The organism is Paenibacillus sp. JJ-223 (assembly GCF_927798175.1).
In the GTDB taxonomy this organism is placed as follows: Bacteria; Bacillota; Bacilli; order Paenibacillales; family Paenibacillaceae; genus Paenibacillus; species Paenibacillus hubeiensis.
In genome coordinates this window covers 822,787-837,140 of record NZ_CAKMMP010000001.1, presented here as the reverse complement: position 1 = coordinate 837,140, position 14,354 = coordinate 822,787, and the positions used below count along the sequence as shown (strand labels likewise).

13 protein-coding genes are annotated in these 14,354 nt (G+C 48.3%); 1 reads left to right on the top strand and 12 read right to left on the bottom strand.

What is annotated here, in order from left to right; all coding sequences use genetic code 11:
- Positions 1–20: 20 nt before the first annotated feature.
- From L6H98_RS03440 to L6H98_RS03400, 9 genes are all read right to left on the bottom strand, one after another.
- Positions 21–1,355: an FAD-binding oxidoreductase gene (locus L6H98_RS03440; protein WP_236412849.1), complete on the bottom strand. Its 1,335-nt coding sequence runs from the start codon at positions 1,353–1,355 to the stop codon at positions 21–23.
- 47 nt (positions 1,356–1,402) lie between these two features.
- A complete protein-coding gene (locus tag L6H98_RS03435) occupies positions 1,403–2,419 on the bottom strand; it encodes an ABC transporter substrate-binding protein (protein ID WP_236412847.1) in 1,017 nt (338 codons plus the stop codon).
- 35 nt (positions 2,420–2,454) lie between these two features.
- Positions 2,455–3,321 carry a fumarylacetoacetate hydrolase family protein gene (locus L6H98_RS03430; protein WP_236412845.1) on the bottom strand — a complete coding sequence of 289 codons (867 nt, stop codon included), beginning with the start codon at positions 3,319–3,321 and terminating at the stop codon, positions 2,455–2,457.
- Complete coding sequence (locus L6H98_RS03425; protein ID WP_236412843.1) at positions 3,318–4,160, bottom strand: creatininase family protein; 843 nt, start codon at positions 4,158–4,160, stop codon at positions 3,318–3,320. The genes L6H98_RS03430 and L6H98_RS03425 overlap by 4 nt, the downstream gene beginning before the upstream one ends.
- A gap of 72 nt (positions 4,161–4,232) precedes the next feature.
- The gene (locus L6H98_RS03420; protein ID WP_236412842.1) at positions 4,233–5,420 is read right to left on the bottom strand and encodes an amidase; all 1,188 of its coding nucleotides are present in this window, start codon (positions 5,418–5,420) and stop codon (positions 4,233–4,235) included.
- Positions 5,421–5,441: 21 nt separating this feature from the next.
- Complete coding sequence (locus L6H98_RS03415) at positions 5,442–6,254, bottom strand: cysteine hydrolase family protein (protein WP_153978693.1); 813 nt, start codon at positions 6,252–6,254, stop codon at positions 5,442–5,444.
- Positions 6,255–6,317: 63 nt separating this feature from the next.
- Positions 6,318–7,346, bottom strand: coding sequence for an ABC transporter substrate-binding protein (locus L6H98_RS03410; RefSeq protein ID WP_236412841.1), 1,029 nt, complete (start codon positions 7,344–7,346; stop codon positions 6,318–6,320).
- 26 nt (positions 7,347–7,372) lie between these two features.
- The gene (locus L6H98_RS03405; protein ID WP_236412840.1) at positions 7,373–8,251 is read right to left on the bottom strand and encodes an ABC transporter permease; all 879 of its coding nucleotides are present in this window, start codon (positions 8,249–8,251) and stop codon (positions 7,373–7,375) included.
- 30 nt (positions 8,252–8,281) lie between these two features.
- Positions 8,282–9,079, bottom strand: coding sequence for an ABC transporter ATP-binding protein (locus L6H98_RS03400; protein ID WP_110822780.1), 798 nt, complete (start codon positions 9,077–9,079; stop codon positions 8,282–8,284).
- A gap of 273 nt (positions 9,080–9,352) precedes the next feature.
- Here L6H98_RS03400 and L6H98_RS03395 point away from each other — a divergent pair, with 273 nt between their 5' ends.
- Positions 9,353–10,951: a PucR family transcriptional regulator gene (locus tag L6H98_RS03395; protein ID WP_236412839.1), complete on the top strand. Its 1,599-nt coding sequence runs from the start codon at positions 9,353–9,355 to the stop codon at positions 10,949–10,951.
- A gap of 359 nt (positions 10,952–11,310) precedes the next feature.
- On the opposite strand, the gene L6H98_RS03390 is transcribed toward L6H98_RS03395, so the two are convergent.
- The 3 genes from L6H98_RS03390 to L6H98_RS03380 form a co-directional block, all read right to left on the bottom strand.
- Positions 11,311–12,030, bottom strand: a complete 720-nt coding sequence (locus L6H98_RS03390; RefSeq protein WP_236412838.1) for a hypothetical protein — start codon at positions 12,028–12,030, stop codon at positions 11,311–11,313.
- Between the two features lie 114 nt (positions 12,031–12,144).
- Positions 12,145–13,497, bottom strand: a complete 1,353-nt coding sequence (locus L6H98_RS03385; protein WP_236412837.1) for a HAMP domain-containing sensor histidine kinase — start codon at positions 13,495–13,497, stop codon at positions 12,145–12,147.
- 71 nt (positions 13,498–13,568) lie between these two features.
- Positions 13,569–14,276, bottom strand: a complete 708-nt coding sequence (locus L6H98_RS03380) for a response regulator transcription factor (RefSeq protein WP_236412836.1) — start codon at positions 14,274–14,276, stop codon at positions 13,569–13,571.
- Positions 14,277–14,354: the final 78 nt, after the last annotated feature.

Genomic DNA, 14,354 nt, shown 5'->3' with positions numbered 1-14,354 from the left:
ATTTTTCCATCATCCATTGATCAGACACCGCTAACAGCCGAACGCTTTAATTTTTCCTGATTCAAAATGCCCTTAGGGTCGTTGTGATGTTTAATTTCCCACAAACGATCATGCGCGTAGGATCGCCCGCCCTCCTTCAAATCCCAAGTGTGCGGATTATTTACTCTAACCCGGTTTTCCTCGTAACGTTCCATTAGCCGGTTCAGGTTTTCCTCCGTTGTGAACGGAACCAGCGGCAGGCCAGAGATCAGCAAATTTCCGTTTTGGCGGGCAAACTCGATGTGATTCATCACTTCTGGATATTCCTTTTTCATAGAGGAGATTTGCTCAAGGGCACAGGATGGATCAAAATTCAGCTGTAGATAGGTTAAGCCGGGGTCTGCCTTGCGCGCCCACAAAGTCGTATGATTCCATGTGAAATCGGAGACACCTACACCTTTGTGATACTGTTCGGCAGAGACCTTCATAGCCAAGTGACCTCCATACTCCGATAGGATACGTTCAAGCTGGGATTCGTTGGCCGTATCCACTTCCAGTAATGCGACAGCACGGTCAGCGGGGAGATCAAGCGGAAGAAAATAGGATGGTACAGGCCATTCATGGATGGAAATTAGCCGTTTCACCAAGGAAGTGTCCTCAGCAACCGCCTGCCCGAAGCGAAAAGCCTGTTCAAAACGGTCAAAGGTCACGGCCCATTGCATCCATTCCACTCGGGGAGCCAGATTGATTTCCACTTCGGACAAAATGCCGATTGTACCGTAAGTATGCAGGTAAGGCAGCACTTCGTCTCCCTGGAGCTCAATGGTACGGGGATGAACCTCAACGGTCTTGATTTTAAGAGAACGTACCAATCCATCCCAGATCGTTCCCCAGCTGATCGAACCGATGCCGCCAAAACCGCCGCATAAAAAACCGCCGATCGTCGCGGATTGAAAGGTGGAAGGCATCGTACGCAGCTCGTAACCTGCCTTGCGGGCAGTCGATTCCATTTTGCCGAGTCTGGCCCCGGCCTGAATCCGCATCGTGCCTTCTCCCATTTCGAGCACCTTGTTGTATTTGGCCAGATTCAGGACGATTCCGCCTGTCACCGGAACGCATTGACCATAGTTGCCGGTGCCGTTCCCCCTGATGGTCAGCGGAACTCCCAGCTCTGCTGCTATGGAGAGCAGATCGTCAAGTTCTTCCTCGGTGCGCGGACTGGCGATGCACTCGGCGACCTTACCCTGCAGCTGACTGGCCAGCACAGGAGAGAAGTGATGATAATCCATCGAATATTTGGCAAGCGCCGCCTCCTCCCACTGCAGCAATTCCGGATCCATGCGTTCTTTCAATACGGCTATCCAATGTTCATTCATTCGGTTCCCCTCCCGTATTTGTAAAACTGATCTCCCAAAGGAATCTCTTAGGATTTCGGCAAGAATTCATCCGTAAACACCTTGCTGACATCAGGCTCCTCTTTCAATGCCCCAATCTCCTTAAGCTGCTTTCCGAGCTCCATCCAGCGTTCCTCTGTCATGTAGCCGACGCCATGTGTCGCCGCATCACCTTCATATACAAACGGGATAAGCGCTTCTGCGGCATAGTTCAGCTTTTCTTTCGTAAAGTCAGGGTTTTCCTTTAGAATGACGTCATTCACGGTATCATAATTGGTCTTGTAATAATCCCAGCCCTTCATCGAAGCCTCGACATAACCGCGCACAATATCAGGATGATCCTGAATATACTGCTCCGTTGTGAACAGCACATTGGAATACGGGTTATAACCGGCGTCTGCCAGTAGCAGGAAATTAATATCCACATTCTGCTGCTTCATCTCGTACGGCTCACTGGTTACATATCCCTGAATGGCAACCGTTTCATCAGCTACAAAAGGAGCCAGAGAACCGGTATATGCCAATTCCTTCACGTTACCCAATTGGTATTTACTCTTCACAAAATCCCAGAACACCGAGCCTGTCCCCACGTATACGGAGCGGTTGTTCAAATCGGCCAGGGAGGACATGTTCTGATTGGCATGAACCATAAGTCCCTGCGGGCTTTTCTGGAATATCGTTGCAATCGCTACAAGAGGGATTCCTTCTTCACGAGCGACCAGCAATTGATCCGCTGTAGCCAGTCCGAACTGCGCCTTGCCTGAAGCCACGATCTGTGTTGGAGACACCTGCGGCCCACCTGCCTGGATGGTCATATCGAGACCAGCCTCATTGTAATATCCTTGTTCCTTTGCCGCATACAGACCCCCATGCTCTGCTTGTGCAAACCAGTTCGTCACCTGTGTAATTGCCGTCAGTTCCTCGCTTCCCCCCGTAGCAGCGGCATTCTGAGCAGTTGGCTGTTTCCCGCAAGCCGCCAGTAATGTGGATAAGGAAATCATTGCTGCGAGTAAAACGACAGTTCCCTTTTGTCTGTACTTGTTCATCTCATTACCACTCCCCAAGGAAAATTACGGATGATTTACTCTACTACTGCTACCGGATTTCGAAGCGTCATAAAGCCACTGATTCTACACTCGGCGGCATCACCTTGCTGAATCCGGACGGACCCGGGTGTGCCTGTCATGATCACATCTCCCGGATAGAGAGTCATCATCTGCGAAAAATACGAGACAATGAACCATGGATGATACATCATGCGAGACACCGTATTGCTATGAATAACCTCATCATTCAACACCGTTTCAACGACGAGGCTCTGCAAATCGCCTATTTCGTCAGGTGTTATTAGTTGTGGTCCGAGACTGAAAAATGTATCGAATACCTTGGATCGCTGCAGGAATCTGGGATTCCGTGCGTGAATGTCCTGGTTAGTCATATCCAGCGTTGCGGCAAAACCGGCAATGACCTCCTGCGCACGTTCTTCCGGCACATTTTTGCAGGTTCGGCCGATGATAATGCCAAGCTCTGCTTCTGATGTCACATTCACATCCTGAGCCGTAAGCTGGATATACTCTTCCGGCCCGATCAGGCTGGAGTCCGGCTTCATGAAGCAGACCGGCTCACGCTCTGGAGGAGTAGATGCGAGATCGATCGCTTTTTGCACATAATTCATGCCAATTCCCCATATTTTACGAGGATGGCGGAAGAGAGGAGCAGGTATAGCTTCTTCTGAAGGAATGAAAGGGATGGATGAAACTGTTCTATCCCCGTGCTTCTGATACCACTGGACAAGCTCCTCTAGCTGGCCTTGCTGCAAGATCTCCATAACGTTGGTGCCCCATGAGCTTCCTTCCGCCCTGTTGATCTCCTCTAGAAGAAAGAATCGTTCCCCATGTTCAATCGCCGCCTGTTCACCATCGCCGTGTTTCAGACTGACGAGCTTCACGGGGTGCTTCCTGCTGGCTGTTGAACCGGTTCAGTCCCCCGGACATCGGTGATTTCAAAATCACACAGTTCCTCCAGCGCCTCTGACAAAATCGTTGAGATTCGTTCCTGAATAATCCTGCCTTTCTCAGGCGTGGCCGTCGTAGCATCACCAGCAATGCCGGTAGCGGAGATATCTGCCATCTTCCAGGCGAAACGAATTTTCCCTTCTAATGTAAGAAAGCGGTAAGAGGACATATCAGGAAGCTCTTTGACGAGGAACTCCTCCTTCACCCAGTCCGGTTTAATGGACATCACGAGAGAGGTCTCATAATCACCACCATGAATACCGTATTGCAGCTCCTCGGGAGACAGGAGATCCTCTGCCACATTCAGACTGCTGGGACTGAGATAGAAAACCATCATCCCCGTTCTGATCCGTATTTCTCGTGATACTGTATTTAGCAAATCCACGTTGCCGCCATGGGTATTAAACAAAAGTAACTTGCGAAAACCACTGGCCTTCAGGCTTTCTGCAATGTCCAGCATGATGGCATGCAGTGTGCTCGCCGATAAGGAAATGGTGCCCGGAAGTCCGATATGTTCATTGCTTTTGCCATACGAGACCGGAGGCAGCAGCCAGATCTCCTTATCCGCCCGCACCCGCTCCAGCGTTTGGGATAATGTCGCTTCCCCAATCAAAGTGTCTGTATATACGGGCAAATGGGGGCCATGCTGCTCCACAGCTCCGACTGGGAGAATAACCAGCGCCTTATCCTTCGGCAGTTCTTTGACCTGTTTGCTTGTCAGACGGGGCAAAAATCGTTCCTCCCACGCTGTTCCTTCATATCGTTGAAACATAACTGACACCCTTTCTCCTGCGGCTTTAATGTTTTTACGCTTAGCTTCATGTCCATATATCGAATGATGCTCTTATCCTTTTACTTCTGAATTTACTGCTGAAAGAAAGGATGTGGCCCATTCCAGCAAACGTTGATCCTGTCCCGGACCTGCAATGATCGAAATACCGACCGGGAGGCCCAGTACCTCCGCAGCGGGAATCGTAAGCTGCGGCAGGCCCGACAAGCCGGAAATGCAGGTTAAACGCATCGTTTTCACTCTTCGTTCTTCAATTAAAGGCCCGCCCAAGCCCAGCTTCGGGGCCACTCCAGTCGTCGTCGGAATCACAAGTACCGTATCCGTTCTGAGCAGGTCAGCCATGTGCTTGCGTACCTCAACTCGGCGTTCAGCTGCTTTCTCCTGATCTCCACGTTCAACAGTGCTTGCCCAGTAGAATCGCCCGGACGTATCTGGTCCGAAGGTCGGCTGCTCACGTTCAATCCACGCCCCGTGCTCCTGCCATATTTCATAGCCCTGGATCGTCCTGAACATGGTCATCCATTCAGGTAGACCCTGCGGGGCGATGCGAACCGTTTCATGGCTCGCAGCCATGCCGCACAGCTGCTTCAGGTAAGGGGTTAGCGCCTCTTTGCTCTCAGTATCAGCAAGCTCCCACGCATCCTCACCGATGAGCACCCGGCTGAACCCTGTACCCGAGTCTGTCTGCGGCAAAAGTACTTCTCCTACCCGGCACAGCGTCTCGAGATCTCGTGCCATCCAGCCGACGGTGTCGAAGCTGGGTGCGAGTGGGATAACGCCTTTCGCGGAGACAATGCCATGTGATGGACGCATTCCATAAATTCCACAGTACGAAGATGGCACACGTACCGATCCTCCCGTATCCGTTCCAAGGGAGAAGTCAGCAAGCCCAGCGGCGACAGCTACCGCCGATCCGCTCGATGAACCTCCAGGGATACGATCGGGAGCCCTTGGATTCACTGGTGTTCCATAATGAACATTTTCACCATTCAAGCTGAACATCAACTCATCCGTATGCGTCATCCCCGTTAGCCTTGCTCCTTGCTGCAATAGCAGGTTGAGTGTTTCCGCGTGTTCCGCCTCAGGCTCATGCGTCTGGAGCCAACGTGGATTACCCGCGCCATTTGTATGGCCACGTACGGCAAACACATCCTTGACCATAAAGTTGAGTCCGTTCAGCCTACCCTGCCCTGTCGGTTCAACGTTTACCTGGTTGACAATGGCGTTCCATTGGTCCTTCATTGCGTCATCCCATCCTTCCGCTCAGCCTTCTAGCGATGCCAGCTCTTCAGAGTTGTTTCTCTCTATAGGGGTCGCTGCCCCGTTCAGCTCTTCTACCAACCAGGTGGAATCCGTAACGAAGCCATAACATTGCTTAATATTGTACAAGGTCGCCTCTATGCAGAAATCCGGGGAGCTTGTTGCCGAGCAATCCTCCAGAAGTATGCCGTCATATCCGAGACAAGCCGCGTCCTGCAGTGTATGCATGACACACTGATCGAGATTTACCCCGGCAAACAACACTGTTTGAATATTAAGATTGCGGAGAATACTGTCCAGTGGTGTATCCCAAAACCCGCTCATGCGATATTTATCCACATAGATATCATCGGGGGACGAATCCAGACCATCGACAATTGCCGTTCCCCAACTGCCTTTCTCCAGCACCTTGGAGCCGTTCCCCGGCAGCGGGTCCCCGATGCCGTTGCCCCGCCCATCCGAATTGTATACATGAAGCACGGATGGCGGCACGTTCATTCGGTCTTCCCGGTTGCCCCAGTTCACCCATATCACAGGCACTCCCGCTTTGCGCAGCTCAGGCATCAGTCGGTTCAGCCGGCTGACCGGGTTAAGGAGCGGAGAGGTATCGACCCCAATGGAATCCAGCCATCCACCCGGTGTACAGAAATCATTCTGCATATCGATGACAATAACTGCCGTATGCTCGAGATCAAATATGACTTCCTGCGGCTGTGCAGGGAGGGTAACTGACTTGCCGTACTTTTGCGTTCGCCTTAGATCCACCAGCGTTTCGGACACTTGCCAATAGCTCTTTCGATTTCCAAGTTTGAACATATTAAGTCCCCTCATTTTTTCTGAAATTTCTGATTTGAATCTTCAAATCCTTTTGGTTCAGGTTTATGGCTTCATTAGATACTCCGTTGTAAACGCCTGGGTAACATCTAGTGCCTTCGTTAATCCTCCGCCCTTGATCATCTGATCCTGCAGGGTGCTCCAGCGTTCCTGTGTCATGTAACCAATCCCATTTGCCTCAGATTCTTTGTTAAGAATAAAGGGTTTTTCCTGCACTGCTTCATAATTCATTGCTTCTACCGTCATATCGGGATTGTAGGTTTGAATAAACGGGTTTACCTTTTCGTAGTTGTCTAGATAGTAGCTCCAACCTTTCTGACTTGCCTGCACTACAGCTTCAACAACATCTGGGTGCTCTTTGAGATAATCTTCCGTCGTAAAAAGAACGTCTGCGTAATTCGCATAACCGGAATCGGCGATTTTCAGATAGTCCACCTCAACCCCCTGCTGAGAAAGCGCGTAAGGCTCATTCGTGATGTAACCCTGATTGAGCGAACTGGGGTCATTGATAAAATTGACAAGCTGCCCGTTATACTTCATTTCTTTTACATCTGTCAGATTGTATTGGCTCTTGATATATTCCCAGTAAGGCACCGCTGTACCGATGTATACGGTTTTGCCGTTCAGGTCTGTAAAATCCTGAATGTTCTCCCCCTTGTGGTACATCAGAACCTGCGGTGTGCTTTGAAAACCGGCAAGGATACCGACAACAGGGATTCCCTGTTCCCGCGCCTTCAAAATTTCATCCGCATAAGAGATACCGAATTCAGCTTTGCCTGCAGCGACAAGCTGCATGGTTGACACCTCGGGGCCTCCAGGCTGAATTGTCATGTCGATCCCCTTGTCCTTATAATAGTTCTGCTGCAATGCCGCAAAATAGCCTCCATCTTCCCCTTTGGCATACCAGCCCTCGATCAGTTTCACCTGCTTCAAATCCGTTCCGGCTTCCCCTCCCGCCGGGGCGGCGGATTCTAGAGCGGAGGAATTGGAGCATGCGCTTAGAAGCAGTAGGATCAAAGAAGCAGCCGACAGCAGCCATTTCTTGTAACGAAAGTTCATATGATGTTTGGACATGTTGGATCTCTCCCCCGGTTCTGGTATCATTTCATTGCTGATTCATGCCAGGACTTCAAAAGTTTGTTCGACACCATGTTGATGATTAGGAAAAATGCGATTCCTAGGGCCGATGCTGCTAAACCGCAGGCGAACAGATAAGGAGTTTGCAGGCGGGTTGCTGCAACGGTAATCCCGTAACCAAGTCCGCCTTGTCCGCCACCAATGCCTGCAATGTACTCACCCACGATCGCTCCGACAACCGAACTGGAGCATGAAATTTTCAGTCCTGCCATAATGTACGGGAGTGCCGCAGGAAATCTCAGCCTCCAAATGGTTTGCAGCTTGCTTGCATTATACAGATAGAATAAATTCTTCATGTTCTGATCCGTTGAGTTCAATCCGATCAGTGTATTCGACAAAATCGGGAAAAAGCTGATTAAGAATGAAATGATCACAATGGCATTTATTCCCGCTCCGAACCAGATCACTATGATTGGCGCTACCGCAACGACCGGAATAGTCTGTAGGATAATAGCGTAGGGATATACGCTTTTTTCTACCGTTTTGGACAGGGCCAGTAGAATGGCCAATGAAATACCGAGCACGACACTGATCGTAAAGCCAATCAACGCCTCCACAATGGTTGTGCTTACCGACGTAATCAGATTCGCGCTGTTCTCAGCTGCGGCTGCGGCAATATCGGATGGCTTGGGCAAGATATATGGGGGCATTCCGAGTATCCGTACGATTAATTCCCATCCGCCGATAAACAGGACAAACACGACGATTGGCGGCAGAATTTTTTTCAGCAGTCCAATGACTGGGCTATCTTCTGCCGGATGATGGCTGCGGGCATTCTCCTTCCCAGAAGCTCGGATACCTGGTGTCGTTTCAACGGCCGGATTAGCTACCATCTCTTCCATGTTGCTTCCCTCTCCTCTCATTTCTGGCTATCAATGATTCAGAACATTGGACACGCTGCGTACATATTCACCGAATTCAGGCTGGGTCCGGAATTCATCATCCCTCGGATAGGCAAACGGAATATCAATGAAATCCGAAATTTTACCGGGACGCGGTGTCATCACCACGACTTTTGTTGAAAGGAACACACTTTCGAACACGTTATGCGTAATGAACAGAACCGACATCTTCTTGTCCTGTTCCCAAATATTCAGCAGTTCATTTTGCAGCGTCTGCCTGGTAATTTCATCAAGTGCGCCAAACGGTTCATCCATTAACAGCAGCTTGGGACGGGATATCAACGCTCGTGCAATAGATACTCTCATCTTCATTCCGCCCGACAGCTCTCGGGGCAGCACCTTCATATAATCCTTCAGGCCTACCAGCTCTAGAACCCGCTCCCCTTCGGTAATTCGCTCCTTTTTGGATACGCCACGCAAAGTAAGAGGCATGGTGACATTATCAATCAGCTTGGCCCACGGGAGCAGGGTATGCTCCTGAAATACAAAGGCAATTTCATTCTGTTTACGTGCTTCCTTTGGGGAAGTACCCAGCACGGTCAGATGACCGGAGGTCGGTTCCGTCAAACCGGCAATCATATTAAAAATGGTAGATTTCCCGCAACCGGAAGGACCGACAAAACATAAAAATTCTCCTTCCCCCACATGCAGATTCGCATGCTGCACAGCTACAGTGCCATTGGGGTAGATTTTGCCGACATCATCGATAACAAGCATGGAACGGCTGTCCTTTTGGGCCGCTGCCTGTTGATTTTGGGTGAGCTGCATCTGAATCCCCTCTTCTCCTTGAAGTTGTGTCCTATCATATAGCCAAAAAATAAGAGTGTAAATATTCCTGACACAATTTTGGTTTTTTATCTAACGGTATACGCTTTACGTTGGTTCAAAAACAGAAGATTCTATATTTTAAGTAAACTTACATAACATATATATAACAAAAAGGATTGCGGGAATTCGACAAGACCCTATATAATTGCTTAAAAAGTGACGTCGTGTCCGGCACCTGATTCAGATATGTATCGTTTAGGAGGAATGATTGACATGCATTTAACTATAGAAGATGCCTTGGCGGTGTACCCATTATCGGAAGGGAAGTTGGCAGCCGGTAAAAATGGAATTTCCCGAACGATCAGCTCCATAAACTTGATGGATGCGCCGGATGTGATCAACTGGATGAAAGAAGGGGAACTCTTGTTGACTACAGCTTATGCGATTAGGGATTCACCCGAGGAATTTGTTAATTTGCTGCAAAAGCTCAATGAACGTGGGGCCTCCGGGCTTGGCATCAAGCTTGGTCGATACTGGGCGGAAATACCAGAGATAGCCCTGCTGGAAGCCGATCGGCTGGGTTTGCCCCTAATTGAGCTGCCTTTTCAATTCACCTTCTCCGAGCAGATCACTGCTCTCTACCAATCCGAGTTCCAACGTGATACTCGCCGGCTGAATGAATTGCTTGAAACGCAGAAGAAGCTGGTGGATTTTGCAATGCAGGCGGATGAGTACACCAATTATTTTCAAAGTATCACAAGCATTTTAGGGGTTCCTTTAGCCATCGTTACCTCTGAAGGACAGACCTTGTATAATATGACGCGCTGTTCCGATATGGAGCTGTTGAGCGATTGGCCCTGGAATCAGGCCAATCGGTTTTACAAGTCGGCGAGCAACCTGTTGTATCGTGTCCCCCTGCTGAAAAGCGGAAAGTCATACGGTTACTTGCTGATACAAACTGAAAATCTGCTGGAAGCACATGAAATGGAGGGCATTTTTCACCAAGCTGCCGTTATTCTTTCCTATCATCTGGAGGTCATCCAGAATCAGGAGGCTACTGCGGCAGGCAGTCGTCTTGGCACGGCCATGGAACGTTACTTAAAGGGGAACGCCTCTCTGAAAACGGTGCTCGAATTTGCCGAAGCATTGGGAAGCACATTTTGGAGCATGCCCTACGTATGCATGGTATCTTCCACAAGAACGGATGCTTGGGACCATGAAAGTCAGAGGCGCAAACTGAGGGAGATTCAGAATAAGCTTCAGGATCATCCCAAAACGTCCTCCTTGGAATCCCATCATTTTTATGTGATGAACCGCATATATTCACTCTTCCCCCTTCTAGAAGAAGAGGCCAAGGATCGAAGGAAGTATGAGAATTCGGTACGTTTGTATGCGGATTTGATGCATGCATGGGACCACGGAACAAGGACGTGTTTTATCAGTAAAGTGAGAACGGGTATGGAGGAGTTCATCGACGGCTTCCGGGAGTGCGGGGAGGCTGAGAGAATCAGTACAGAGCTTGGTTTAAGCGAACCGGTTGTCATGTTTGCTGACCTGGAGTTTATTTATCTCTTCAAGCATATTCCACAGGAGGTTATGGTCAGGTATTGCTCTTATTTATTCCGTCCACTGCTGGACAAAGAAGAGGAATACACCAGCGAGATGATGCACACACTTGAAGCCTATTTCGCCAACAACGGCCAAGTGAATGAAACGGCACGTGAGCTATATATCCATCGCAACACAGTGCTGTACAGGCTGGAGAAAATTTCGGGGCTGCTGAATCTGGATTTGAAGAATACCGATCATCTGCTGCTCTTAAAGCTGGGATTTATATTTAGGCACATGATGTCGCCCAAGAGACAAATTTAAAGCGACAGTTGACTACTAACCTTCACCTTTAAAATGACACAACACAAGACTTTCTGTAATGATAAATTTTAAATAAATCCCAATATGTATTTCCCTATATCATGTTTCAATAATTAAGTAAGGTGTACTTCCGTTCCCATTCCCCAACAGGCGGAAGAGACTTTTGCTTTTCACAAGCAAAAGTCCCCTTCCAAAATTAACGGCTTCAAAAATTCAATTTTTCACATATGTCTCGACTGTTTTTTTGAAGGACATTATGTGCATCACTTGGAAAAAAGTTGTGTATGGCAACAGCTCGATACCAAACGAGAAAATACCTGCCCCTCTCCCGGGCAGGTATCAGCATCGATCACTAAATATTAGTCCAGAAGGCTGTAGATCTGAATGCTCTCCACCTTGGCATCCTTGATATGAAACGACATCACATCCACATAATTGGATGGCTCGTAACGGAAGTCATCCTCCTCATCAGGGGCTCCATCACCAAGCAGATTCCCCTCAGGGTAGGCATTTTTGAGTGTATCCAGGCTATCTCCTGCTTTAATGTTTCGCACTGTCGCGTACTTAGGATCTGTAATTTCGATATGAAAGATGGAGTCTTGCTTCCCCTCCGGTATACTAATTGTTTTAATCTCCAGACCAGGATACGTATAAACCTTTTCTGTAAAACCGATTAACGTATCCATGTTTGTTCCATCGTCGGCACTGTACGTATGAGATTTCAGGTTATCCGGTTTGCCCAGCATCTGTTCCATCTGATCTTCATTCGCTGTATCCGAAATCGCAATGGTGTGCTCATTATAGACAAAAGCAAGCTCTTTCAGCACCACATTGCCTTCCTTCTCCATCGAACCTTCCTTAATAGCTTCAGCATCCTGTCCTTCCGAATTTTCTGAAGCAGGCGCAGTGGAATTTGATGCCCCTTCGTCTTTGGCATATTCGTCGGGCGTGTTTTTTTCAGCCGAGTTCTGCGCCGCTTCTGGAGACTTGGCACCATTGGACTGACAGCCCGTCAGTGCTATCGTTAGTAAAATACTCAGCAGGATAACAGCTGTAGCTTTGTTTATCCATTTCATCATGATCCCTCCATAAATGTGTGATTTCTTCTTTATGAAGTGATTATAAAAAAAGCATTTGTTAGTCTCATAACAGAATTGTATCACTCTTGTAACGTTAACTATTTACGCGCATGTTTACGCACGGGGTAACACAATCGTAACGGTCGTTCCTTCCCCGATTTGACTTTCCATGTCGATATATCCATTAAACCGCTCTACAATCTCTTTGCAAATAGAAAGTCCAAGACCTGAACCGTTCGCTGTGCTTGCATTTTTCGCCCGGTAAAAGCGTTCCTGCACTCTCTCCAGCTCATCGCCCGCGATACCGATTCCTTGATCACGTATCCGTATAACTACCTCGCTTGGCGTATGTGTAAGCTTCAATTCGATTAGCGATGGACTGCTTGAATATTTGATGGCATTGTCCACAAGGTTGGCGATCGCATGGGACATCAGCATTGGATTCACGTTGGCGTGGACTCTCGTCAGAAGCTTATCCTCCGGTTCCGATTCCGCCTCCCTGAACATAATCTTGATCCCTTTATCCTTAGCCTTCGCTTCCATATTCATTGCCACTTGCTGAATCAGTTCGTTCATTTCCGTTTTCCGAGCTTCCAGTTCGTTAGAACCAGCCTTGTCAAAGCGGGATAGCAGCAACAGTTCATTAATCAATCGTGTCAACCGATCCGATTCCTGCAGCAGATGACCATAGATTTTTTGCAGTTCCTTGTTCTCATTCTCTCCTTCAAACAAGTATTGAGAGAAACCACGAATGGCTGCCAAGGGTGTTTTTAACTCGTGAGATACGTTGGAGACAAATTGTTTCTGGTACTGAATGTAATCATGAAGCTGCCGCCCCATGGAATCCAGCCCATCTGCCAGCATGCCCAGCTCGTCCTTCCGGTTAAGATGAACTCTTCGAAACTCTTGTCTAGAGAAACTTTGCACTGCGCCAAGCAGCAGTTTAATCGGCTTGGTTGTGCTGCGGGCAATCCACAGACTGGATAACGTAATCAGTACAATAAATCCGCCTGCACCCGCAAACAGGACATAACGGATTTGATCCATGATTGCATAAAAGTACGAAATGTCCTCCACGAACTCATACACATAAGCGTTTTCGTAATATTGATTCTGAATGGGTGTCGCAAAATAAAGCAAATGATCTTCCGTTACGGTGTAGGCATAACTGCCGTTCAGCGCTTTCTCAATATTCTTTTCAAAAATAAGAGGTTTTCCATCATTAATGATGATGCCATCCACAGCCAAACCCAGCAGCTGCTTGGAGCTATCATAGATACGTACTTCCCTGCCTGAAGCTTTCAGCTTCTCCAGAGCAAGTCTGACAATTTCTTTTGTCTGCGGCTCTCCTGTCGATGATCTATGCTGATTCAACACCTCACGGAAGGACAACTCGGACAGATCCGCCTTCTCCATCATCTGTTTTTCAATGGTAATGAAGCTGTAATAATCGATGGCTTTATTCACCGCAAAAATAATGATGCCAAAGGACAGCACGGAGAAAAATAAATAATTCAGCAGTAACCGGGTTGCATACTTCAGCCCTCGCCACCTCCAAGTTGATAGCCAAATCCATAGATCGTCCTGACATACTTCGGTTCGTCCGCATTATCCTCCAGCTTCTTCCGTAATCGCATGATGGTCATATCCACACTGCGACTGTCTCCCATAAAGTCATATCCCCATCCGATCTGCAGCAGCTCATCCCGGGTAAAGATTTTCTCTGGTCTTTTGAGTAACGTTTCCAAGATTTTAAACTCTTTGGCCGTTAAAGACACGGGTACACCGTTTTTCAGCACCCTTCGGCTTTCCAAATCAAATGTCAGATCTTCATGAATGATGCGTGTAGATTTCACTTCTGTTCCTTCACTTGATTCCTCCTTGCTCTCGTTTCTTCTCAGAATCACCTTGATTCGAGCAAGCAATTCACGATTGTCAAAGGGTTTGGTCATATAATCTTCCGCCCCTAGCTCTAGTCCGAGCACCTTGTCGATTACCTCATTTTTGGCAGAGAGCATGATCACAGGAACGGCTCGTTTCCCGGTGATTTCCTTGCACAGGTCATATCCGGAGCAGTCAGGCAGCATCAAGTCAAGCACCACCAGGTCCGGCCCAAAATCATCCAGCAGCTGCAGGGCTATTTTACCGTTTTCAGCCGTTTGAACGACGTAGTTTTCTCTTCTCAGTACGAGCTCAATTAAATCTCTGATTGCGACTTCATCGTCAATGACAAGTATTTTCTTCAATGTGCACCCCTTTTAGCCTTGTTCCCCAGCCTGAATCATAATTTACCCTCATCTTAGCACAGACACTTTAGATTCCTC

Excerpts from the sequence above, each read along its gene's own strand:
- L6H98_RS03420 (WP_236412842.1), bottom strand. The coding sequence starts at position 5,420 with ATGAAGGACCAATGGAACGCCATTGTCAACCAGGTAAACGTTGAACCG.
- L6H98_RS03405 (WP_236412840.1), bottom strand. The coding sequence starts at position 8,251 with ATGGAAGAGATGGTAGCTAATCCGGCCGTTGAAACGACACCAGGTATC.
- L6H98_RS03395 (WP_236412839.1), top strand. The coding sequence starts at position 9,353 with ATGCATTTAACTATAGAAGATGCCTTGGCGGTGTACCCATTATCGGAA.
- L6H98_RS03440 (WP_236412849.1), bottom strand. The coding sequence starts at position 1,355 with ATGAATGAACATTGGATAGCCGTATTGAAAGAACGCATGGATCCGGAA.
- L6H98_RS03390 (WP_236412838.1), bottom strand. The coding sequence starts at position 12,030 with ATGATGAAATGGATAAACAAAGCTACAGCTGTTATCCTGCTGAGTATT.
- L6H98_RS03425 (WP_236412843.1), bottom strand. The coding sequence starts at position 4,160 with ATGTTTCAACGATATGAAGGAACAGCGTGGGAGGAACGATTTTTGCCC.
- L6H98_RS03435 (WP_236412847.1), bottom strand. The coding sequence starts at position 2,419 with ATGAACAAGTACAGACAAAAGGGAACTGTCGTTTTACTCGCAGCAATG.
- L6H98_RS03410 (WP_236412841.1), bottom strand. The coding sequence starts at position 7,346 with ATGTCCAAACATCATATGAACTTTCGTTACAAGAAATGGCTGCTGTCG.
- L6H98_RS03400 (WP_110822780.1), bottom strand. The coding sequence starts at position 9,079 with ATGCAGCTCACCCAAAATCAACAGGCAGCGGCCCAAAAGGACAGCCGT.
- L6H98_RS03415 (WP_153978693.1), bottom strand. The coding sequence starts at position 6,254 with ATGTTCAAACTTGGAAATCGAAAGAGCTATTGGCAAGTGTCCGAAACG.